Below are 23,311 nucleotides of genomic sequence, written 5' to 3'. Positions count from 1 at the left end.
CCTTGAAATGAAAAACATATATAGCAGAATATCTCTTTTAGGGGGCTTACCATGAAATTCATTACTTTTTTCGTCGGACTAATTGTTGTTTTCTTGCTCGCTTATATTGCTAGCAATAATAAGAAGCATATTAAATTTAAACCAATTTTTATCATGCTTATTATACAGTTAATTTTAACCTATTTACTATTAAATACAGAAATCGGCCTCATACTTATTAGAATCATTTCCAGTTTGTTTACCAAGCTACTCGAGTATGCTGCTGATGGAATAAATTTCGTATTTGGTGGTCTTGCAAATAAAGGTGAAATGCCATTTTTCCTTACTGTATTATTACCAATCGTCTTTATTTCTGTTTTAATTGGTATATTACAACATTTCAAAATACTACCATTTTTTATTCGTTGGATCGGGTACTTTCTTAGTAAAATAAATGGTCTTGGTAAATTAGAATCTTACAACGCTATCGCCTCTGCCATTGTCGGCCAATCAGAAGTTTTTATTACAGTGAAAAAACAATTAGCTCAAATTCCAAAACACCGTCTTTATACACTTTGTGCCTCTGCTATGTCAACCGTATCTATGTCTATCGTAGGTGCCTATATGACAATGATTGAACCTAAATATGTAGTAACTGCACTCGTTCTCAATTTATTTAGCGGTTTTATTATCATACTCATCATTAACCCTTACGACGTTAAAGATGACGAAGATATTTTAGAAATCAAAGGTGAAAAACAAAGCTTTTTTGAAATGCTTGGAGAATACATTCTTGATGGTTTTCGTGTAGCCATTGTTGTCGGCGCTATGCTCATCGGATTCGTCGCATTAATTAGTTGTATTAATGACCTGTTCCTCATTATATTCGGTATTACGTTCCAACAATTAATCGGCTATGTATTTGCACCTATCGCATTCCTTATCGGTGTACCCAGTTCTGAAATTGTCGCGGCTGGCAGCATTATGGCAACGAAGCTTGTAACGAATGAATTTGTCGCAATGATGGACCTTAGTAAAATTTCTAATAGCCTTTCTCCCCGTACAGTTGGTATTATTTCTGTTTTCCTTGTATCTTTTGCCAATTTTTCTTCCATTGGTATTATTTCAGGTGCGGTAAAAGGACTAAATGAAGAACAAGGAAACGTTGTTGCGAGGTTTGGCCTTAAATTACTATATGGAGCTACTCTCGTTAGTATTTTATCTGCAATTATCGTAAGCATTATGTTGTAATTAGGTAAAATTTTATCATTTTCTTATCCCTATCTTTTGTATACAATAACGAATAGGTGTCTTATAAATAATCAAGACATCTATTTTTTATACATGTACAATCGCTTTTATTTAGCGTAAAATATTTTTTATGTGTTTGAATACACTTCTAAATGTATACACTTTGATAGTTTTAAAGGAGAAAAAATGATGAAATCCGACACGAACAACAATACGCGAGCCAAAAAAGGACGCTCAAAGAAAAAACGCCTACTTTGGTTCCTTCTTATTCCATTACTAATTGTAGCACTTGGAGCAGGAGGCTACTCCTTCCATATATACAGTAAAGCAAAGTCCGTCTTAAATAATGCTTATGCTGAACTAGGTCGAGGAGATAAGTCCAGTAAACGTGAAAAAGCTGTTAAACCTATGACCGACAATATTTCCGTACTAATTATGGGTGTTGATGAAAGTGATATTAGGGAAAAAGGTTATGGAAAAGCAACTCGAACAGATGCGTTATTACTTGCAACAATTAATAAAAACGATAAATCCGTTAAACTTGTAAGCATTCCACGTGACTCACGCGTCTACATTAAATCACGTGATAAATACGATAAAATCACACATGCGCACGTATTCGGTGGTGTAGACAGCACAATTGATACGGTAGAGAACTTTTTAGATGTTCCAGTTGACTACTATGTAAAATTCAATTTTAAATCCTTTATTAAAATTGTTGATTCTCTTGGTGGTATTACTGTAGACGTTCCAGTTGAGTTCACAGAGCAAAATAGTAAAGATGAAGCAGATGCCATTCATCTAAAAAAAGGACGTCAACATTTAAATGGAGAAGAGGCACTGGCACTAGCTAGAACTCGTCATATCGATAGTGATTATATGCGTGGTCAACGTCAACAGCTTGTATTAGAGGCCATTGCTGAAAAGGCACTATCTCTTAATTCCATTAATAAAATCGGTGGCCTACTAGACGCTGTCGATAAAGATTTAAAAACTAATTTAACTTTTGATGATATGATGACAATTACAAAAAATTCAATGGATTCAAATTTAAAAATGGAAAAAATGCAAGTAGAGGGTACAGATAAATATATAGGTGGTATTTATTATTACGTTCCAAATGAAAAAAGCGTCGATACTATTTCAACTACCCTTCAAAAACATCTCGGTGTTACGAATAAAAATGAACATAAAAAATTATAATAAAAAGGCTGCTAGATCTTTCTAGACAGCCTTTTTATTATATTTTTCAACATATTTTTCATACACATTGTGACAAGAAGTGACAATTATTACAGCGGTGTAACATTTTTTATGAAAACATTACACACACAGTGAAAATAATAGTATACTAGTACGTACATAATGTTATTTTCATCATTTTTATACAAAAAATGTAATACATATATTTATACATAAATTTCTGGGGGGAAATAAATGAAGCTAAGTAAAATACTGATTGGTTCTGCAATTGCTGGGGGCATATTACTTTGTGTAGGCGGTGTTGGGGGATATCAATATGTATCCAAATTAAATAATCAATTAGATACTACTGCATTACCAAATACTACATTTGAAGGTATTTCTCTCGACGGAAAAAATAAAAAGGATATTCAAGCAATTATTAATCAAAAGGTAACTGAGTTAGACCAAAAATCCCTTACCTACATATTCCAAAACGATAAACAAACTTACACATGGAAAGATTTAGGGATAAATTATAAAGAGAAAGATATTATTGACAAAATCTTCAAAGAACAAGAAGGAAACGTAATGAATCGTTATAAAATGCGTAAGCAAGCTGAAAACGGTGAATTAAAACGTGACTATAAATTAACACCACAATTAAATGCAACAGCTTATGAAACCTTTATAAAAGATAAATATAATGAAACATTAAAAAATCCTGTTAACGCAGAATTAAGTATTGAAGGCTCAACAGTAAATATTAGTCAAAGCCAAAACGGAGAAAAAATTGATAAAGGGAAACTAAGCGGTTTAACAAATGAAGCTATTACTACTGGTAAATCAGATGTTACATTACCAGTTACATTCATAAAACCAGAACGTTCTACAGAAGACATACAGAAAATGGGTATTAAAGAAGTCATTGCTGAATATTCTACTCCAATGGCTGGCCGTAACGGAAATCAATCATTTAACGTAAATAAGTCAGCTAATACTTTAAGTGGGGTTATTGTCGCACCTGATGAAACATTTAGTTTTAACGGTCGCGTTGGCGTAACTGATGCTGCACATGGTTATAAATCTGCAGCAGTATATTCACAAGGTAAAGTAATACAAAGTGCAGGCGGAGGAGTTTGCCAAGTCAGTAGTACATTATACAGTGCAGCTTTAAGGGCAGATTTAGGCATTGTTTCTCGAAGCAATCATTCTATGCCAGTAAATTATTTACCACTTGGGCAAGATGCAGCAGTAGCAGATTATGGTCCAGATTTAAAATTTAAAAATAATACAGGCAATCATATTTATATTCAAGCATTTTCAAATGGAGGTAGTATTACTACACGCATTTTCGGTACAAATACTGGTAAAAATGTTGAAGTTTCTTCTCAAGTAATTAGTAGAACTAGTGATAAAATCACCGCGGTTACGTATAAAAAAGTAACACAAAACGGGGAAGTAATATCAAATGGACAAATTTCAAAAAGCGTATATAAAAGCGCTCCAAAAGAATAGATAATATCAACCGAATAGCATAAAGAAAAAGGCGTGATTTAATCACGCCTTTTTCTTTTGCAGTAATAGTAAAAAAGTTTCAAGATGGTCTTTCGTTTCTTCTAAAGACCACATACGATTTCCTTGCTTCGCAGCTAATACACACGCCTCTTCCCACGCGTTCTTTTTCTTCATATTTATTAATTCATCACGTAATTTCAAAACAATTTCTTCGTCTTCTTGTTCAATAAACTCTTCCATCACGCTTACTATTTCATCCTCATGAATACTTAACGTACAGTACGATTTAAGAAAGTATTGTAATGTCGTATACATAATGTACTCCCCCTTCTTATTTATCAGATGGATAAGAAGTGATAATCTTAAACCCTAATTCTCCTGACTTATCTCTTGCTAAAACAGTAACAGTTTTTACTAACTTGTCTTTTACACTCATATTTTTCTTTATTACCGTTTTTCCAACAGGAAATGAATGAGTTGTATTTAATACGAGACGAGCCTCTTTAGAATTTTTTAACCAATCTTGAATTTCCTTGTCATGTTGCTTCAAGCTATCTTTTACAGCTTTCGTCGCTGTTTCTTTATCATAGTATGTACTTGCGGCTGACACTTTATCTGTCTTCAAGCGATTCTTCAAATCCTCTTCTGACTTGCCTACATGTCTTTCAATCGTATGACCATTTTTAGGTGGTCCTTCCATTTCATCTAAAATATTATCACTAATTTTTTCTACCGATGTAGCTTGATTCCCTGTCTGTTTCTCTGTTTTTTGTTCTTTTCCTGCACATCCGCTTAAGATCAGCATTAATGCCAATAAACTACTGAAGAAAAGACTACTTATTCGTTTCATCATATCACCTCTTCCATGATTATTATCGCAACTTCACTAAAAGTCAATTTCACAACGAAAAAATCTATCAGTTTTCATTTTTTTCATCTATTTTTCCATATTTACCCCAGCAATTTCATCACCCCTCTATTTTTTGCCTTTTATAATATATACCCCCTATATTTTTCGATTATTTCCCAGATAAAATCACAGATAACATAACTATAAAACTCTTTTATACAAAGGTTTTTATAGTATTTTTAAAAATATTTTAAAATACCCCTATTTTCATATACCTAATACCCATATAAGGTATAAAGATACCTCCTTATCAACGTTTTTCTACATTATGTAAATTTACCCTTGCCTATACAAACGAAATGTGGTGTAATGCAAAAAAAGATAAAGGATTTTAAACAATGGCTGAAACGATTCAAAATTTCTTAACAGAATACTATTCAATCGCAATTCCACTTAGTATCTTAATTAACATCATCATTAGTCTTTTAGGTTTTATCCCTAGTATTTTTTTAACCGCCATTAATATACAGCTTTTTGGCGTAACAAATGGTACTGTTATTTCGATCGTAGGCGAAGCATTAGGGGCTATTATCTCGTTTTATATTTACCGCATGGGCCTTCAAAAGTTCACTCACGATAAAGTAAATAAGTATCCAAAGGTAGAGCGTCTTCTTTATGTAGAAGGTAGAGAGGCCTTTCTACTCGTTCTATCGTTTCGATTGATACCTTTCATCCCATCAAGTATCGTGACTTTATTTGCGGCTCTAGGTAAGATGTCATTACTCTCCTTCAGTATTGCCAGCACAATAGGGAAAATACCGGCCTTATTGATTGAAGTATATTCTGCATATCACGTTATAAATGGAACAAATGAAGCAAAGTGGATTGTAACAATCGCAGGCGCTATTGGATTGTTTTATTTGTGGAAAAAATGGAGAAAAAAATAAAGAAGGAGCATAGGCTCCTTCTCTATTTTTGAGGTATTTTACTAATAATAATCTCTTAAAGTCTTAGTTTACACCAACAGCACTATATGATTGCTTAACTGCTGCTACTTCTGCAGAGCTAGCACCATATAAATCCGCTGCAGCTTGTACTAATCCAGCACGTGCTTGACTAAAAGTAGTAGATTGAGTGAAATATTGCGTATTTGCACGATAATAGATCGCTCCTACTTTATCTTTACCAATGCCATTCACAGTAACACCGTAATGCGTACCACCATTCGCTAATAAATAAGCTGCTTTGTTAATAATACCGCTGTTTGTATGAACGCCACCATTGTCACTAGTACCAGTATAACGCTTAGAGTAGTGGTCTGGATCACCATATTTCGTTGGATCACTCATAGAGCGAAGTGCATCTCCAGCTTTACCAGGAGTATAAATATCTTCACCAATTTCCCAATCTGGGTTACGGTTATCATAATACTCTACTAATGTACCAAAGACATCTGAAATCGCTTCATTTAATGCCCCTGATTCATTTTGATAAATTAAATCTGAGCTATACTCTGTAACAGCATGCGTTAATTCGTGGCCAATTACATCAATTCCACCAGATAATGAAGTGAACGTTACACCATCACCATCTCCGTATACCATTTGTGAGCCGTTCCAGAATGCATTATTATACTTACTTCCGTAATGAACTGTTGATTTCAATGGTGCTCCTGCATCATTAATAGAGTTTCTATTAAATGTAGCTTTATAATAGTCATATGTTTTACCTGCATAGTAATGAGCATCTACTGCCGCTGCATCATACGCTGCATTGAAAACATTATCTGCATCTACCCATAGAGTTCCTGGTAATGTAGTACGATTTTTCGCATCATATGTGAAAATCGTTGCTCCGCGCGTATTATCTTGTAAGTAGTAAGAAGATGCAGATAACGTTGTATTAAGTGACTTCGTATCTCCTAATACACCTTTACCCGTACCCACTGCATTTGTTCCTGTTACAGGCTTTACAGCCGGTTTCGCTTCTTGTTTAGGTGCCTCTTGCTTAACTGGTGATTTATCTTCATTTGTTACATGATCCAATTTATTATATTTATTTAATACTTTACCGCTGTCTGCTTCAATGAAATAGTAGTAGTTTCCTGGACTTGGATCTAAGAAGTTTAGATTTACAACGTATGCATATGTTGTTTCTTCACCATTTTGATATACATATAAGTCCGCTTTTGGTTCTACCTCATATTTCGGTGTTACCCCTAAATCTTGCTGCGCGATTTCAATTGCTTTTGCGCCTTCAATCTTATTTTTATTTTTCAACTTTTCCTTTTTGTCTAAATCAGGTGCAACTGTTCCAGACAATACTTTTAAAGAACCGTCTTTACTTACGTGAGCCACTTGAGTAGAACCCCATACAGGCACTCCTTCGTAAACTTGTTGCATACGTACTACTGTTGAATCAGTTACAGCATCTTTCTTCACTTGTTTCACTTTGAAAGAATCTTGCGCACTCTTTTCCCCTAGCTTGTAATCACCTTTTGCTGCGTTTAAATAATCAAACACAACAGATTCTGCTTTCTTACCAGTCGCTCCAGTTAGATCACCAGAAATAAACTCAGGTGACTGTACTGTCTCATTGTACTTCTTCGTAGAGAGTACATTTTTAGAATCCGCAAATGCAGAGCCTGTCCCTCCAAACGTTGTAACTGCCATTCCTGTCGCTAATACTAACGCTAAACTTTTCTTTTTCATGAACCTTCCCCCTAATAAATTATTTTTTGAAAAAGAGTAGTTTCATATTAGCATTATGTTTCCACTATTAATATACTAAAAATTCAATTAATTTATTTCTCAAGTTTTGTAGAATTTTGAGGAACAAATATTGAAAAACCCTTTCCGGTTGGAAAGGGGTTTCTTCATTATGAATTAATTTGTTCAACGGTTTTAGCTTCTTGACCAAGGACATCTGGTTTCCAAGCATACTGAATATCTAATACTATCGCCGCAATTGACATAATTACAAATGTTCCTACAATAAATTTTTTCATAATCTCACTCCTTTTTATTCTTCTAATAATTTTATTGCTAATTTATAATAATAATTACTTTCTTTAAAATCTGCGCATTCTTCTAAGTACTCCGCCAACTCTAAATATATAGTTTTCAAATCTTTTATATTGTTTTCAGCTTTAAAAAAAGGAACTACCTCTGTTTCCAAAAACCTTTTATAAGTATCTCTTTTTTCAAAATACTTATATTGTAAACTTAATAGTAAATATAACATTCCTTTGTATCTTTCAGCTTTCTTTGCAGCAAAAATACCTTTTTCAATCCATTTCTTCGCGTCTTCAAATTCTCCCAATTGAATACATTGTAATGATAGTTCATACATAGCATCAATATAATTCATATCCTCTTCTTTTTTATACTTTAAACATTCTATATAATACTCTTTTGCCTTCACATAATTCTTTTGACGGTAATACAAATAACCAATATTATTTAAAGCGATTGACATAATATTATCTTTATCCGCAAAAGAATTTGCTTCTCTTAGAATATGATTATAGATTTCCATCGCTTCATTATATTGTTTTTTTCGAGTATAACTAAATGCAATTAGAAATTTACAATTAATTATATTTCTAAACTTATACTCACTCTTAAAGCCTTCTAAAGCAACATTGGCAAAGTATAAAGTCATGTGGTCTATTTCCATCTGACTATATGTGAGCGCTAAATTATAATATATCCCCGTTTCATAATAGCCCAGTGCCTTCGCCATGGTTTCCGTTTGCAGTAAGTACTCCAAAGCCTGTGTATATTTATACTGTAAAGAATATAATAACGCCCTACTATACGTATAAAGCATTTTTTGAAATGGTGAATATTTTTTATACACCTTTTTCAACTTATCCAATTCTTCTTCAAGAGCTACTAAGTCCCTTTTCATAATTAAATATCGCGTATACAGCAGTTTATAATAATTTATAATTTCAAAATCCAACACATGCTTCATTTCACCTTGCAACTCTTCATATATACGTTCTACTTGTTGCTTGTCCAAATGAACTAGTGCATTTAACCATTCATCCAGCTTCCCCTTCACATCTTCTTCTACATCTCTCAAATCCGTCACAGCAATTTCTAGTCTTGAGCAGAGCAATTGTAGAATTTCTTCTGATGCTTCGATCTTTCCATTTTCGATCTTACTTAAGTATGAGACAGAACAAATGCCCTGACATAATTCTTCTTGTGTCATTTTTTGCTGGAGCCGTTTATAAAAGACTTGTTTGCCTATTTTTTCTAATGTTTGTTGCATTGTCCTCCTCCATTCTCATTACCCCCATTACTCTAATAATACATAAAATTTGGAGAAATATAAATTGATAAATATAAATTTTCTAAAAAATATGCATAATTTCATTTTTTTCTCTCTTGACTTCACATCAATATCTCTTCTTTGCTACGAATGGTGAAAAATTGGTATACTATAACCAAATTATGGAGGTGTTCTCGCGATGACTCATTATAAAGACGATAGTTATGCCTTACATACAGACCTATATCAAATCAACATGGCTTATACATATTGGAAAGATGGTATTCATAATCGCCGTTCTGTTTTTGATTTATATTTTCGAAAGCTTCCATTTGAGAACGGCTACGCTGTTTTTGCTGGCCTTGAGAAAATTGTAGAGTACATAGAAAATTTCAGTTTTACTGAAAGCGATATCGCTTACTTAGCAGAATTACAATTCGAAGAAGAATTCCTTCATTATTTACAAAATATGAAATTCACTGGGACGATTCGCAGTATGCAAGAAGGTGAAGTTGTATTTAATAACGAGCCTTTATTACGTGTTGATGCACCACTTGGTGAAGCACAAATTATTGAGACTGCCCTCTTAAATATTGTGAATTACCAAACATTAATTGCCACAAAAGCAGCACGTATGAAACATGCTGCAAGTAATGATGAGCTTTTAGAGTTCGGCACAAGACGTGCCCATGAGTTCGATGCTGCCCTTTGGGGGACGCGTGCTGCCTTTATTGGTGGTTTCTCCTCTACAAGCAACGTTCGTGCTGGGAAACGCTTTGGGATTCCTGTAGCTGGCACACACGCTCACTCTTTCGTTCAAGCATATCGCGATGAATACGTCGCGTTTAAAAAATACGCTGAAACTCATAAAAAGTGCGTCTTTCTCGTTGATACATATGACACATTGAAATCTGGTGTTCCAAATGCGATTCGTGTTGCAAAAGAATTTGGGGATCGTATTGATTTCTATGGCATACGTCTTGATAGTGGTGATATGGCTTATTTATCGAAAAAGGCACGAAAACTACTAGATGAAGCAGGGTTTACAAATACAAAAATTATCGCTTCTAGCGATTTAGATGAATACACAATTATGCACCTTAAATCTCAAGGAGCAAAAATTGACGTATGGGGCGTTGGAACGAAATTAATTACGTCCTTTGAGCAACCTGCATTGGGGGCTGTTTACAAACTCGTTGCGATTGAAGATACTGACGGAAAATTAAATGATACAATTAAAATTTCATCTAACCCTGAAAAAATTACCACTCCAGGACTGAAACGAATTTATCGTATTATCAATCGGGTTAACGATCATGCAGAAGGCGATTATATTGCGTTAGATTCTGAAGAACCAGGAAAAGAAGAGCGCTTAAAAATGTTCCATCCAGTTCACACATATATAAGTAAATTCGTAACAAACTTTGAAGCCCGTGAACTGCATAAAGACATTTTCGTTAACGGTGAAAGAACATATGAACTACCAAGTATATTAGATATTCAAAAATATAATGAACAGAGCCTCTCTCTATTTTGGGAAGAATATATGCGAACTTTAAACCCTGAAGAATACCCTGTCGATTTAAGCCAAGAGTGCTGGGATCATAAAATGAATTACATTCAAACAGTTCGAGAACAAGTTGAAAAAAACATACAAAAGTAAACAGAGAAGTTTCCCCTTCTCTGTTTTTTCAATACTATATGGATATTTGTAAAAAATATATTAAAATAATAAGATGAATGTATTTTATTTGTAAATTTTAATATTATACTATTTTAAAGTAAAATAATATTTGATATTATTTTATTGAGTCAATTTCAACAAAATCACCAATAAAAAAGAGGACGCGGTTCGCGTCCTCTTTTTTATAAATCTTTCACTCGTAATACACGCATTGCATTTAACACTGCAAGTAGTGTCACACCAACATCTGAGAAAACAGCTTCCCACATTGTTGCAATACCAAAGGCACCAAGTAATAAAACGATCCCTTTTACACCTAGAGCAAAGATGATATTTTGCCACACTATACTTCTTGTGCGTTTTGCAATTTTTACAGCTGTCGCAATTTTTGAAGGCTCATCAGTCATAATAACGATGTCTGCCGCTTCAATTGCTGCATCTGACCCTAAACCACCCATCGCAATACCAACGTCTGCACGGGCTAATACTGGTGTATCGTTAATACCGTCACCAACGAAGGCAATTTTTTCTTTTCCGTGCTTCGCTGCATCAATTTTTTCAATCTCTTCTACTTTTTGTTGCGGTAGTAATTCCGCATGAACTTCATCTAAGCCTAATTCTTTACCAACAGCTTCACCAACTGGTTTTGCATCACCAGTTAACATTACTGTCTTTTTAATACCTAGTTCTTTTAACTTTTGAATCGCTTGTTTCGAATCCTCTTTTACCTCATCAGAGATAACAATATAACCTGCATATCTTCCATCTACAGCAACGTGAACTAATGTACCTACTGTTTCTGGTTGCTTAAATTCAATATTTTCTTTTCTCATTAATTTTGCATTACCTGCAAAAATTTCTTTTCCTTGTACTTTTACGACTGTACCGTGACCAGAAATTTCGTTATAATCATCGATTATTTTTTCATCAATTGATTTTCCATATGCCTTTCGAATAGATTGGGCAATTGGATGGTTAGAATATACTTCAGCAAATGCCGCATACTCTAATAACTCTTCACTTGTAGTGCCTTCGCTCGGTTCCATTTTTGTAACTTTGAAAACACCTTTTGTTAATGTTCCTGTTTTGTCAAAAACAATATATTTCACATCATTTAAAGCTTCTAAATAGTTACTACCTTTTACTAACACACCACTTTTAGATGCACCACCAATACCTCCAAAGAATCCAAGAGGAATGGATACAACTAACGCACATGGACAAGAGATTACTAAGAACACTAAAGCTCTATAAATCCACTCAGAGAATGTAGCTCCTTCTAAAATAAGTGGTGGAATAAACGCCATGATTGCCGCTGTAATAACTACAACTGGAGTGTAGTAACGTGCAAACTTCGTAATAAAGTTTTCCGTTGGTGCTTTTTTACTGCTTGCATTTTGAACTAAATCTAAAATTTTCGATACAGTTGATTCACCGAATTCTTTTGTAACTTCAATTGTCAACACACCGTTTTGGTTCACAAAGCCACTTAATACATCATTTCCAACTTCAACTTCACGTGGTACAGATTCACCTGTTAATGCTGAAGTATCTACCATTGATGTTCCTTCAATTACTTTTCCGTCTAACGGCACTTTCTCACCCGGCTTAACGATAATATAATCGCCAATTTGTACATCTTCTGGTGATACTTGTTTCGTTTCATTTCCAACCTTTACATTCGCATAATCAGGACGAATATCCATTAATGAAGTAATTGATTTTCGAGAGCGGTTTACCGCAATGCTTTGGAATAGTTCTCCTACTTGATAAAATAGCATTACTGCTACAGCTTCTGAGTATTGTTGAATTGCAAAAGCTCCTACAGTTGCAATTGCCATTAAGAAGTTTTCATCAAATACTTGGCCACGAGTTATGTTTCTTACCGCTCTCCAAACGATATCTCCACCTATTAATAAATAAGCAAGGACGAATAACGGAATTGTTACCATTTGTGGTAAGCCCGCTAATGCAGCAATTGCTGTCAAAATTCCGCCGACCACTAATCTCCCTACCATCTTTTTCACATTTGCTTCACCATGATCATGACTATGCCCGTGGTCATGACCGTTCTTCTCTTCACGAACAACTTTCACGTCTGGCTCTAACTTTTGAACGACATTTGTTATATTTGCTACAGTCGCTTCTAGTTCTCTTTTATTCGCAACTTCTACTCGTAGTTTCTTCGATACGAAATCAACAGTTGCTTCTGAGACAGCTGGCATTTCCTTAACTTTATTTTCAATTTTCATTGCACAGTTCGCGCAATCTAAACCTTCTAATATAAATACTTCTTTAGCAATTTTATTTTTTTGTTCTTCTTGCACTTTAATATGCGGTTCTAATTTTGTAACGAGTTGTTTTGCTTCCGTAACAACTTCGTTTTCTTTATTTTGTGCCGCTTCTAAAATCATTGTCTTTGTTGCAAAGTTTACAGAGCAAGAATTTACTCCTTCTATATTCCCAACACCTTTTTCAATTTTCATTGCACAATTCGCACAATCTAAACCTTCTAACATCAGTTTCTTTTTCACTAACGCTTCAGCCATCGTTCTCCCTCCTCGCGTTCTTTTTATTCTTCTTCGTTTACGTGTTCAAACGCTTGCTCGAAGATATGAATTACGTGCTGGTCAGCTAACGAATAATAAACAACCTTTCCTTCTTTACGATTCTTCACAAGTTTCGCTTGCTTTAACACACGAAGCTGATGCGAAATAGATGATTGTGTCATTCCTAATAAATAAGCTAAATCACAAACGCACATTTCAGCTTCAAATAGCGCATGTAATATTCTCGTACGTGTACGGTCACCTAATACTTTAAATAGTTCTGCTACTTTACTTAAACTTTCATCAGTTGGAATTGTTTGTTTTACTTGCTCTACAACTTCTTCATGAATTATCGTTTGAGAACATGTCTCTTGTGGTGTTTCTACTTTATTTCCAGCCATTATAGCTCACCTCTTTAATTGAACATATGAACAATCATTCATATATCTTATACTCTTATTATATGAGCGCCTACTCATATGTGTCAATGAAATCTGATTTTTTTTTATGAACTTTCCGTTCACATTTTAATAAGTCATATACATATTTTTCGCATCCTCTATATTCTCATACAAAAAAGGATGCACAATTCGCACACCCCTTTTTACTTACTTTTCATTTTCACCGCATCCACAATTAAAGAAACAAATCCTAACTGATTATCCCGATTTCTATGGTCAAAACGTTTCGAACGATAAATAAATCCATCTTTCTCATTCCAATCATTATAGTGAAACTTACCATTCTCATCACAGTATTCTAAGAGCCTCACTTGAAAACCTGCTGATTCAAACATGGACGTGATTGTTTTATAGTTATGAACAATTTTATGGCTTGCTGCAGGATGATCTAATGGACCAGGTCCACCTACTTGTACCCCTTGCTGATATTCTTCATCTGGAAAAAATGCATCTGGTACTGCACAACGAATATATCCATTCTCCATTAAAAACTCATAACAAATTTTTGCAGCTTCAATTCCTTCTTCATATGATAAATGCTCCCATACATGTTCTGCCAAAATTACTGATAAAGAATTAGGTTGAAATTTATCAAGCCAAGTTTCTCTCCGTAATAAATTTAATTCTTCTTCATTCGTATGTAACCAACCAGGGTTATTATTATAACCCTCTGCTCCAACTACAACTTTTGTTTCTTCCATTTTTCTCCCACCCTTTTTTCATATTCCGACATAAAAATTCAACAAAGTAATATATATTCCCTTTATTTCAACAAAAGAAAAAGCCTTGCGCGCTCCCTAGACGCACAAGGCTTACTATACTTATATCCCTTTTAATTAAGCTTTTAATTAGCTTGTTCTAAATTATCCTGCGAACTTCCATCGTCTTTTAAATGACTATGTTTTTTCGAATAAACAAAGTATACAGCTACTCCAATTGCTAACCAAGCACCGAAGTACATCCATGTTTTTAATGGTAGATTTACCATTAAGAATAGACAACATGCAATCGAAATAATCGGCAAGATCGGTACAAGTGGTACCATAAATCCACGTTGTAATTTTGGATGTGTTTTACGAAGAATAATAACTGACACACCAACCATCGCAAATGTTAACAACGCTCCAATATTCGCTAAATTCGACAATTCTTTTAAATCGATAAATCCAGCAATTAAAGCACTACCAATTCCTGTTAACCAAACTGTAAATGTTGGCGCTTCTGTCTTTTTATTAATTTTCGCGAAAGATTCTGGCAATAAACCGTCACGGCTCATCGCAAAGAATACACGTGTCGTTGCATAAATGTAAGCAAAAATTACTGCCATAATACCAATTACAGCTCCAATTGCGATTACACCTGCTACTTTATCTTGTCCTACAACTTCTAACACATATGCCATAGCTTCTGGTACATCTAATTCTTTATAAGAAACCATACCCGTCATAACGAGACAAACTACAACATAAATGATTGTACAAATGACTAACGAAGCGATAATACCAATCGGTAGATCACGTTGCGGATTTTTTACCTCTTCAGCAGAAGTTGCTAATGCATCAAATCCTAAGAAAGCAAAGAATACTGCTGCTCCCCCCGCGAAAACTCCACTTAAACCGTACGGTGCAAATGGTATCCAGTTTTCTGGTTTCACGTAGAATACACCAACTGCAATGAATAAAACAACGATACCAATTTTAATTAATACCATTATGTTATTCACGCGTTTACTTTCTTTCGTACCTCTTGATAATAACCAAGTTATAACTAATGTAACGATAACTGCTGGTAAATTCACCATACCACCTTGAGACGGAATCGTTAGCAGTGCTTTTGGAATTTCAAGCCCTAATCCACTCACTAAGTTATGGAAGTAACCAGTCCATCCGCCAGCTACTGCGGCAGTCGTTACAACATATACGGATAGTAATGTCCATCCCATTAAATGAGCTACAAACTCACCAATTGTTGCATATGAGTATGTGTACACACTACCTGAAACAGGAAGTGTAGAAGCAACCTCTGCGTAACATAATGCTGCAAATCCACAAACGATGGCTGCAATCATGAATGAAAAAATAACTGCTGGACCAGCATCTCTTGCTGCTACTAATCCAGTTAATACTAGAACTCCTGTACCAATTATCGCACCAATCCCTAGCATTGTTAGGTCAAATGCCCCTAGCGTTTTCGTCAAAGTTTTACTTTTACTTTCCCCTAACAATTGCGTAACGGATTTCTTTTTAAATAGGTTGGCCACGATGTATGCCCCCTTTTGCCAAGAAGAGCTAAGAGATCTTCACTCTTAGCTCTTATCATGTTGTTTTATATATTGTTCGATTTTGTTTTGTATAATGCTTCTATTAGCAAGATACTGTTTCTGCTTCTAATAATTCTTTAGCACCTTTGTACTCTACACCGTGAGCTTCTGCAACTGCTTCGAATGTTACATAGCCATCTAATGTGTTAATACCTTTTAGTAATGCAGAGTTGCCTAGGCAAGCTTCTTTGTAGCCTTTGTTAGCAATTTGTACTGCATATGGTACTGTTACGTTTGTTAATGCAAGAGTTGATGTACGTGGAACCGCACCTGGCATGTTTGCAACTGCATAATGAACAACGCCGTGTTTTTCGTAAGTTGGGTTATCATGAGTTGTAATACGGTCAGTTGTTTCGAAAATACCACCTTGGTCAATCGCGATATCTACAACAACAGAACCTGGTTCCATTGATTTAATCATTTCTTCTGTTACAAGTTTTGGAGCTTTTGCACCTGGGATTAATACTGCACCGATTACAAGATCAGACTCTTTAACAGCTTCTGCAATATTGTAAGGATTAGACATTAAAGTTTTTACTTGGTTTCCGAAAATGTCATCTAATTGACGAAGACGTTCTGCACTTAAGTCGATGATTGTTACATCCGCACCTAGTCCAACTGCAATTTTAGCAGCATTTGTACCAGCTTGTCCACCACCGATGATTGTTACTTTACCACGTTTAACCCCTGGAACACCTGCAAGTAAGATACCTTTACCGCCTTTGTTTTTCTCAAGGAATTGTGCACCAATTTGTGCAGCCATACGACCAGCTACTTCACTCATAGGTGCAAGTAATGGTAATGAACGGTTTTCTAATTGTACTGTTTCATATGCGATAGAAACAACTTTTTTCTCGATTAAAGCTTTTGTTAATTCTGGCTCTGGAGCTAAGTGTAAGTATGTGAACAAGATTAAGCCTTCACTGAAGTGTTTGTATTCGCTTTCAATTGGTTCCTTAACTTTCATAACCATTTCCATATTCCAAGCTTCTTCAGCTGTATCAACAATTTTTGCTCCCGCTTCAACATACTGAGCATCTGTGAAACCAGACCCTAAACCTGCACCCTTTTGAATGAATACTTCGTGATTGTTACGAATTAAATGTACAACACCTGCTGGTGTCATTGCCACACGGTTTTCGTTGTTTTTAATTTCTGCTGGTACCCCAATACGCATAATGAAATGCCCCCTTATAATTAACAGAAAAAAGAGATTCTTTTTTCTTTTTGTAATAATTAATAACTTATGTCCTTATTCTAGCATAACTTAAAAGTTATGAAAACGCTAACATATCATTTTCCTAAAGTTTTTATATTTAGAATAGTGTAAATATATAAAACATTGATTCTATTAGGGGTTTCGTGTCATTCCATTATCTTTCACTCTATTTTTATTATACTGCTTCAAAATAAACAGCAATCATTTATTATTTGACAATAATTTAACAATGTAAGAAACCTAAGCGATAACGTATACATATACAGTTATTACTTTACTCAATACTTTAGAGATATATTCTTTTCACAAAAAAACAGCTGCTAGCATTTAGCTAGCAGCTGGGTAACTTATAAATAACTTAGAAAATAAATCATCTGTCGTTTCAGTAATTTTATCAAACAGATCACTTTCTTCCGCTTCTTGCTCTTTTAACATCTTAATTGTTTCACGTGCATCTTCAGGGTAATCGGTTATGATACCATCTACGTTTAACTTATAATATGCCTTTAAATTTTCCATATCATTTACTGTCCATACGTAAATTGGTTTGTTTAACTTCCTTGCTTCTTTTACTAATTTCTTATTTAACATATATTCTTCTGCTACGTAAAAGTCAGCCTTCACATTCTTTAAGTTAGCTCTACTTGCATACAGTATATACCCTACTTTTATATCTGGATTTGCACGCTTAAACTCTTTAATAAGTGGATAGTGTAACGTTTGAATTACACATTGCTTCTCAAATTCATTATCTTTAATCGTTTTTAAGACTTTGTTTACAAAATCTTTTTCGCCCCCATGAAGCTTCACTTCTATATTAAGTTTGATTTTGCCATTTGCTAGCTTAATGATTTCATCAAGTGTACTTATTTGTCCTGAAAGTCCATCTTGACTAAGGGTAAGCTGCCTTAACTCAGCCATCGTTAAATCTGACACATGTACATTGGCATTTGCGAGACGTTTCAGCTTCAAATCATGTATAACCGCTAGCTCACCGTCTTTCGTTTGTAATACATCTATTTCAGCGTAGTCTGCTTTTGCATCAATAGCACCTTGCACAGCTTCTTTCGTATTTTCTACGCCTTTTGATATATACCCGCGGTGCGCCATAATAATCGGTTCTTTATACGAATTTGAAATAAACGTTACAATGAAGGCAACGACCATTCCCGCAGTAATAATTCCTACAATGTATACGCCAATGAATTTCCAACGATGTTTTTGGAAGAAACATTTATCTGCTTTCGTTTTCGAATAATCTAATCCTTCTTCTAATAAAACATCCTCAACTGGAACCTTTTGTAAGTATAATCGCGTAATCGCCATAATATAAAATGGCGTCACGATAAAGCTGAATAAATACAATGTACTCGTTAAAAATACAGAAATCGTTGATTCAGCTAATAATGCAAATGTTCCTTTCGGGTTTGTAAATTCATAAACACCCCATAGGCACAATAAATACATTCCTAAAAACACGACATATACAATTCCAATTGAGATAAAAAATCCTACTAAAAAGAATAGTACTTTAAAAAAGCTTTCCTTTACTAAAGTTGCACTTTTACGTGCTGCCACGCGAAATGGTTTTTGCTCTAAAACAACAATAGGTAGAACGAAAATCCATCGAAGATTCAAATACGCGACTACAGCAAAGAACGTGTAATAACCAACTTGCCCCATCGTTGTCTTAAACAGTTCTCCTGTAATAAAGTTAGGAATTTGAATTTGCGGGATTAATGCCGTTTCATATCCCATATTTAAAAGAGGCAACAATACGACAGCATATAAAATAAATCCTGGTAAGCAATATGTGAAAAGAGTAGGTAAATACGTTACCGTTTTATATAAAATCGGACGTAATTTCACCTTCTGTCTTTTATGAGCGAAATACGAAATAATAATAAGCACCGCAAATTCTGTAAAGATAAGAAACAGTGCTAACAATGATAAAATTACGATTGCTAAGATGCCATAAGGCGTCTTTAAAAACGCTAATAATTCATCATTTGTCGCATTTGCATAACCACCAAAATACAATAATTTATTAAAAATGATTCCAAATAGTGGAACAAACACAATCGCTGCTAATAATTTATAAGCAAGTTGAAAAGTTAATACATTCCAAAAAGCAAATTTAACTGTTTGAAAGGAATGTCTCATTACTCCTGGTATAGATAGTTTTTTACGGTGTTGCATATATTCCTCCAAATTCTAAAACGGTATTTGAGATGGATTCCATATTTCCAGTTCTAATCCATCTTTTTAATAATAATATATTCCGCTTAACATGAACACTCTTATACATATAATGAAAAAAGTGATGGCTACTTCCCATCACTTTTTCATCTATTCTATTTTTTCTCTAACCCTTGTCCAAATGCTTTCAAGAAGCTAAAACCGAATGTAATAGCTCTATTGATATCTGGATCTTTTAATACTTTAAAGAAATCCATCACTTTTGTTTTTTTACCACTATTTAATTCGTCTGTTGCAAATTGCAATCCTGTAACTAAACTTGACGTAATTTGCTTCGTTATTTCTGGGTCAACTGAAGATAACGCTTCTCCTGCCCCCATCATATTGTTTAACGCATTTTTAACGGGTTCACGATTTAATTGCTCCACAGCGATTTTTGAAACATCTTCCTTCGCAGCAAGTAAACTAATTGCCGCATCTAATATACCAGCCTTCTGCAACTGTGCTAAAAGCTGCATCGTTTCTTCTACTGCTTCACGATTATTAGATAGCTCATTTAGAAGTTCATCTGCTACTTGCTGTTTCTGTTCTTCCTCTGTTACAACTTTCTTTTTAATTACAGTAATTTCTTTCGCCACTATCTCCGCCCCCTAGTCCACAAGTGATACGTATTGTTTTCTTTGCCATTTTTGCTGGATTTCAACACCGTTTTGCGGATTACGCTTTTTATCTCTCGGGTTTGAAGATGGTAACGGACGCTTCCCTTTTTCACGTAATACACGCATCTTTACCATCGTTTGTTTGTACGCTGGTGTACACGTATAAAGATCTGTCGCCGTTCCAGTTAAAATATTGATTGCCTCTTCATTTACCGTTGCATGCATCGGTAAATATAGCTCTTTCCCCGTTACACGATCTGTAACAAGTGCCTGTACTTTAATTTTCCCAAATGGTGATGCTAATTCTACAAGACCACCATCTTTCACATTGCGCTCTAGGGCAAGTTCAGGCGAGATTTCAACGAACACTTCAGATACTTTAGATAAAATACCAGCCGATTTATTCGTCATATTCCCTTCATGGAAATGTTCTAACATACGACCATTATTTAAAAGTAAATCATACTCATCTGGCGCTACAACTGGTGGTACCCATTCATCTAATGATAGACGAGCTAGTTTATCTGGGAAGTTAAATCCGTCCACATATAATAGTGGTGTATCGCTACCATCATGGCTACCCCAACATAAACTATTCCATCCTTCTAAACGATCGTATGTTGCCTGAGAATATAAAGGTGCAAGCGATGCAATTTCATCCATGATTTCACTTGGATTTTCATAATTCCAGTCCCCGCCAAGTGCACGAGCTACTTTTTGTAAAATCCACCAGTCTGGCTTTGAATCACCAAGCGGCTTCAATACTTCATATAATCTTTGAATACGGCGCTCTGTATTCGTAAATGTTCCCTCTTTTTCTAAGCTTGGTGCTGCCGGTAAAATAACATCAGCAAAACGAGCTGTTTTCGACAAGAACATATCTTGAACAACAAGGAAATCTAAATTCGCTAAAATATGTTGTACATGGTTGGCATTCGAATCTACTAAAGCCATTTCTTCACCCATAACATACATACCACGTAGTTTTCCTTCATCTGCCGCAAGTAACATTGCAATATTATTTAAGCCTGGTGCTTTCGGAATTGTAGTACCGTATGCTTTTTCAAATTTCGCACGGAGCGCATCATCTGAAACCGCTTGGTAACCTGGAAGCCAGTTTGGTAATGTTGCCATATCACAAGCGCCTTGTACGTTATTATGTCCGCGTAATGGATATGCTCCTGCACCAGGACGACGATAATTACCCGTAACAAGCAATAGATTTGAAATTGCTGCTGAAGTTGTACTTCCTCCAGTATTTTGCGTTACACCCATTCCCCAAAGTACACAAGTACCATCTGCTTCATATACCATACGAGCCATTTCTTTCAGATTTTCTTTCGAAATCCCCGTAATTTCTTCTGTATAATCAAGCGTATACTTTTCTACCATTTTGCTATATTCATCAAAATTCTTCACATTTTCAGCTATGAACTTTTTATCGTGCCAATCTTGATCAATAATATATTTCGTAATACCAGCGAGCCATACATAATCAGTTCCTTGGCGCGGATGAATGAATAAATCCGCACGCTCTGCCATTTCATGTTTACGAAGGTCCGCCACAATTAATTTTTGGTCATGTAATTTATGAGCACGTTTTACACGCGTTGCAAGTACAGGATGTCCTTCTGTTGGATTTGCTCCAACGATAATGACAAGGCCTGCTTCCGCAATATCCTTCACTGTTCCAGCGTCCCCTCCCATACCGACAGTTTTAAATAAACCATCTGTTGCTGGAGATTGACAATAACGGGAACAGTTGTCTACATTATTCGTTCCATATATTTGACGGGCTAGTTTTTGCATAAGATAATTTTCTTCATTCGTTACTTTCGAAGAAGAAATAAATCCAAATGCATCACTTCCATATTCTGATTTAATATGCTGCATATTGGATGCAACAACTTCAAGAGCCTCTTCCCATGAAGCTTCAACAAACATATCTCCTTGGCGAATTAATGGCTTTGTAATACGATCTTCACTGTTTACAAAATCCCATCCAAATTTTCCTTTTACACATGTGGAAATACCGTTAACCGGCGCATCTGAAACAGGCTGTACTTTCAAAATGTGGCGGTCTTTCGTCCATACTTCAAATGAACAACCTACACCACAAAATGTACAAACTGTTTTTGTTTTATTCACTTTCGTCTTACGCATCGCAGCCTCTACTTCTGAAACTGCTAAAATACTACTATATCCAGGCTCTACATCCTTTACAAAATCAATCATCGGATCTAACACATCTGGTTTCAATCCAGTCATGAATCCGGCTTCACCCAGCATTGTTTTTTCCATTAACGCATTACATGGACATACTGTTACACACTGTCCACAACTTACACAAGATGAGTCATTTATACTTACACCATTGTCCCATATAACACGTGGACGGTCTAAGCTCCAATCAATCGATATAGTTTCATTCACTTGTAAGTTTTGACATACTTCTACACACTGCCCACAAGCAATACATTGATTTGGATCATATCGATAAAATGGATGTGACATATCCACTTCACACGCACTTACTTTTGGCTCATACGGATATTTCTGTTCCTCAATTCCCATCATATGTACTGTATTATGGACTTTACAGTTACCATTATTGTTATCACAAACGGTACAATACAGTAGATGATTCTCTAATATTCGATCCATTGCCTCAGTCTGTGCCTCTTTTGCACGCTGGGACTGTCTTTCGATATGCATACCGTTCTCTAATTTCGTTGAACAAGCACGCAATAACTTTCCATTTACTTCTACAATACACGTATCACAAGTTTGAATTGGATCTACTTCTGGTACATGACAAATTTGAGGATGTTCCAAATTACTCTCGTTAAATAATTGTAGTATCGTCTTTTCACCTGATGCAGAAAATTCTTTACCATCGACGGTTACACGGACTGTCTGTTCTGCCATAGTTTCCCCTCTCCTTACAACCAACTGTACAACACAATTATGAATCCGTTTTCAAAACCGCATTACTGTACATATTTTTGAAACGCTCTACCAAATACTTTCTTATGAAGTCGATTCTAGATGTTATAAGGTATAACTACGAAAGCTTGAAAATATCACTATTCTACAGTTCTATTATATCGTACATATACAATAATAACCAAAATAATCTGTGATCTTCTTGTTAATAGG

Annotated in this window: 18 protein-coding genes; 5 read left to right on the top strand and 13 right to left on the bottom strand. The window is 35.1% G+C overall.

The window, feature by feature from the left end:
* Nucleotides 1-51 precede the first annotated feature (51 nt).
* The 3 genes from ACTFO4_RS22050 (at nt 52) to ACTFO4_RS22040 (ending at nt 3,930) form a co-directional block, all read left to right on the top strand.
* Nucleotides 52-1,230, top strand: coding sequence for a NupC/NupG family nucleoside CNT transporter (locus ACTFO4_RS22050; protein ID WP_000668866.1), 1,179 nt, complete (start codon nt 52-54; stop codon nt 1,228-1,230).
* Between the two features lie 186 nt (nt 1,231-1,416).
* On the top strand, nt 1,417-2,433 hold the full coding sequence (locus tag ACTFO4_RS22045) for an LCP family protein (RefSeq protein WP_002163841.1): 1,017 nt from the start codon (nt 1,417-1,419) through the stop codon (nt 2,431-2,433).
* A gap of 234 nt (nt 2,434-2,667) precedes the next feature.
* Nucleotides 2,668-3,930, top strand: a complete 1,263-nt coding sequence (locus tag ACTFO4_RS22040) for a VanW family protein (RefSeq protein WP_000777355.1) — start codon at nt 2,668-2,670, stop codon at nt 3,928-3,930.
* Nucleotides 3,931-3,972: 42 nt separating this feature from the next.
* Here the strand turns inward: ACTFO4_RS22040 and ACTFO4_RS22035 are convergent, their stop codons facing one another.
* Both ACTFO4_RS22035 and ACTFO4_RS22030 read right to left on the bottom strand, forming a co-directional pair.
* Complete coding sequence (locus ACTFO4_RS22035; RefSeq protein ID WP_000288803.1) at nt 3,973-4,245, bottom strand: hypothetical protein; 273 nt, start codon at nt 4,243-4,245, stop codon at nt 3,973-3,975.
* A gap of 16 nt (nt 4,246-4,261) precedes the next feature.
* A complete protein-coding gene (locus tag ACTFO4_RS22030) occupies nt 4,262-4,780 on the bottom strand; it encodes an RNase A-like domain-containing lipoprotein (protein ID WP_000822694.1) in 519 nt (172 codons plus the stop codon).
* Between the two features lie 398 nt (nt 4,781-5,178).
* Between ACTFO4_RS22030 and ACTFO4_RS22025 the strand changes: the two genes are divergently transcribed.
* The gene (locus tag ACTFO4_RS22025) at nt 5,179-5,727 is read left to right on the top strand and encodes a TVP38/TMEM64 family protein (protein WP_000852223.1); all 549 of its coding nucleotides are present in this window, start codon (nt 5,179-5,181) and stop codon (nt 5,725-5,727) included.
* 63 nt (nt 5,728-5,790) lie between these two features.
* On the opposite strand, the gene ACTFO4_RS22020 is transcribed toward ACTFO4_RS22025, so the two are convergent.
* From ACTFO4_RS22020 to ACTFO4_RS22010, 3 genes are all read right to left on the bottom strand, one after another.
* Nucleotides 5,791-7,491, bottom strand: coding sequence for a M4 family metallopeptidase (locus ACTFO4_RS22020; protein ID WP_000730384.1), 1,701 nt, complete (start codon nt 7,489-7,491; stop codon nt 5,791-5,793).
* 167 nt (nt 7,492-7,658) lie between these two features.
* On the bottom strand, nt 7,659-7,787 hold the full coding sequence (locus ACTFO4_RS22015; protein ID WP_000713580.1) for an NprX family peptide pheromone: 129 nt from the start codon (nt 7,785-7,787) through the stop codon (nt 7,659-7,661).
* Nucleotides 7,788-7,801: 14 nt separating this feature from the next.
* On the bottom strand, nt 7,802-9,061 hold the full coding sequence (locus ACTFO4_RS22010) for a tetratricopeptide repeat protein (RefSeq protein WP_001187949.1): 1,260 nt from the start codon (nt 9,059-9,061) through the stop codon (nt 7,802-7,804).
* A gap of 199 nt (nt 9,062-9,260) precedes the next feature.
* Here ACTFO4_RS22010 and ACTFO4_RS22005 point away from each other — a divergent pair, with 199 nt between their 5' ends.
* The gene (locus ACTFO4_RS22005; RefSeq protein ID WP_000150184.1) at nt 9,261-10,724 is read left to right on the top strand and encodes a nicotinate phosphoribosyltransferase; all 1,464 of its coding nucleotides are present in this window, start codon (nt 9,261-9,263) and stop codon (nt 10,722-10,724) included.
* A gap of 203 nt (nt 10,725-10,927) precedes the next feature.
* On the opposite strand, the gene ACTFO4_RS22000 is transcribed toward ACTFO4_RS22005, so the two are convergent.
* The 8 genes from ACTFO4_RS22000 to fdhF form a co-directional block, all read right to left on the bottom strand.
* Nucleotides 10,928-13,294 carry a heavy metal translocating P-type ATPase gene (locus ACTFO4_RS22000; protein ID WP_016125454.1) on the bottom strand — a complete coding sequence of 789 codons (2,367 nt, stop codon included), beginning with the start codon at nt 13,292-13,294 and terminating at the stop codon, nt 10,928-10,930.
* Nucleotides 13,295-13,317: 23 nt separating this feature from the next.
* Entirely contained in the window at nt 13,318-13,695 is a 378-nt protein-coding gene (locus ACTFO4_RS21995) for an ArsR/SmtB family transcription factor (protein ID WP_000918378.1), read from the bottom strand.
* Nucleotides 13,696-13,898: 203 nt separating this feature from the next.
* Complete coding sequence (locus ACTFO4_RS21990; RefSeq protein ID WP_000393177.1) at nt 13,899-14,456, bottom strand: class I SAM-dependent methyltransferase; 558 nt, start codon at nt 14,454-14,456, stop codon at nt 13,899-13,901.
* Nucleotides 14,457-14,599: 143 nt separating this feature from the next.
* Complete coding sequence (locus ACTFO4_RS21985; RefSeq protein ID WP_016125453.1) at nt 14,600-16,015, bottom strand: amino acid permease; 1,416 nt, start codon at nt 16,013-16,015, stop codon at nt 14,600-14,602.
* Nucleotides 16,016-16,118: 103 nt separating this feature from the next.
* Nucleotides 16,119-17,252 carry an alanine dehydrogenase gene (ald, locus tag ACTFO4_RS21980; protein WP_001219742.1) on the bottom strand — a complete coding sequence of 378 codons (1,134 nt, stop codon included), beginning with the start codon at nt 17,250-17,252 and terminating at the stop codon, nt 16,119-16,121.
* 369 nt (nt 17,253-17,621) lie between these two features.
* Nucleotides 17,622-19,493 (bottom strand): glycerophosphodiester phosphodiesterase, encoded by a 1,872-nt coding sequence (locus tag ACTFO4_RS21975; protein ID WP_001164717.1) that lies wholly within the window; start codon nt 19,491-19,493, stop codon nt 17,622-17,624.
* A 155-nt stretch (nt 19,494-19,648) separates the two neighbouring features.
* Nucleotides 19,649-20,131, bottom strand: a complete 483-nt coding sequence (locus ACTFO4_RS21970) for a DUF1641 domain-containing protein (RefSeq protein ID WP_001040540.1) — start codon at nt 20,129-20,131, stop codon at nt 19,649-19,651.
* 12 nt (nt 20,132-20,143) lie between these two features.
* Nucleotides 20,144-23,080, bottom strand: a complete 2,937-nt coding sequence (gene fdhF, locus ACTFO4_RS21965) for a formate dehydrogenase subunit alpha (RefSeq protein WP_440014371.1) — start codon at nt 23,078-23,080, stop codon at nt 20,144-20,146.
* Nucleotides 23,081-23,311: the final 231 nt, after the last annotated feature.

Origin of the sequence: Bacillus cereus group sp. MYBKT14-1, assembly GCF_051915185.1 — a bacterium.
GTDB lineage: Bacteria > Bacillota > Bacilli > Bacillales > Bacillaceae_G > Bacillus_A > Bacillus_A cereus.
This window is presented reverse-complemented; position numbering and strand designations above follow the sequence as displayed.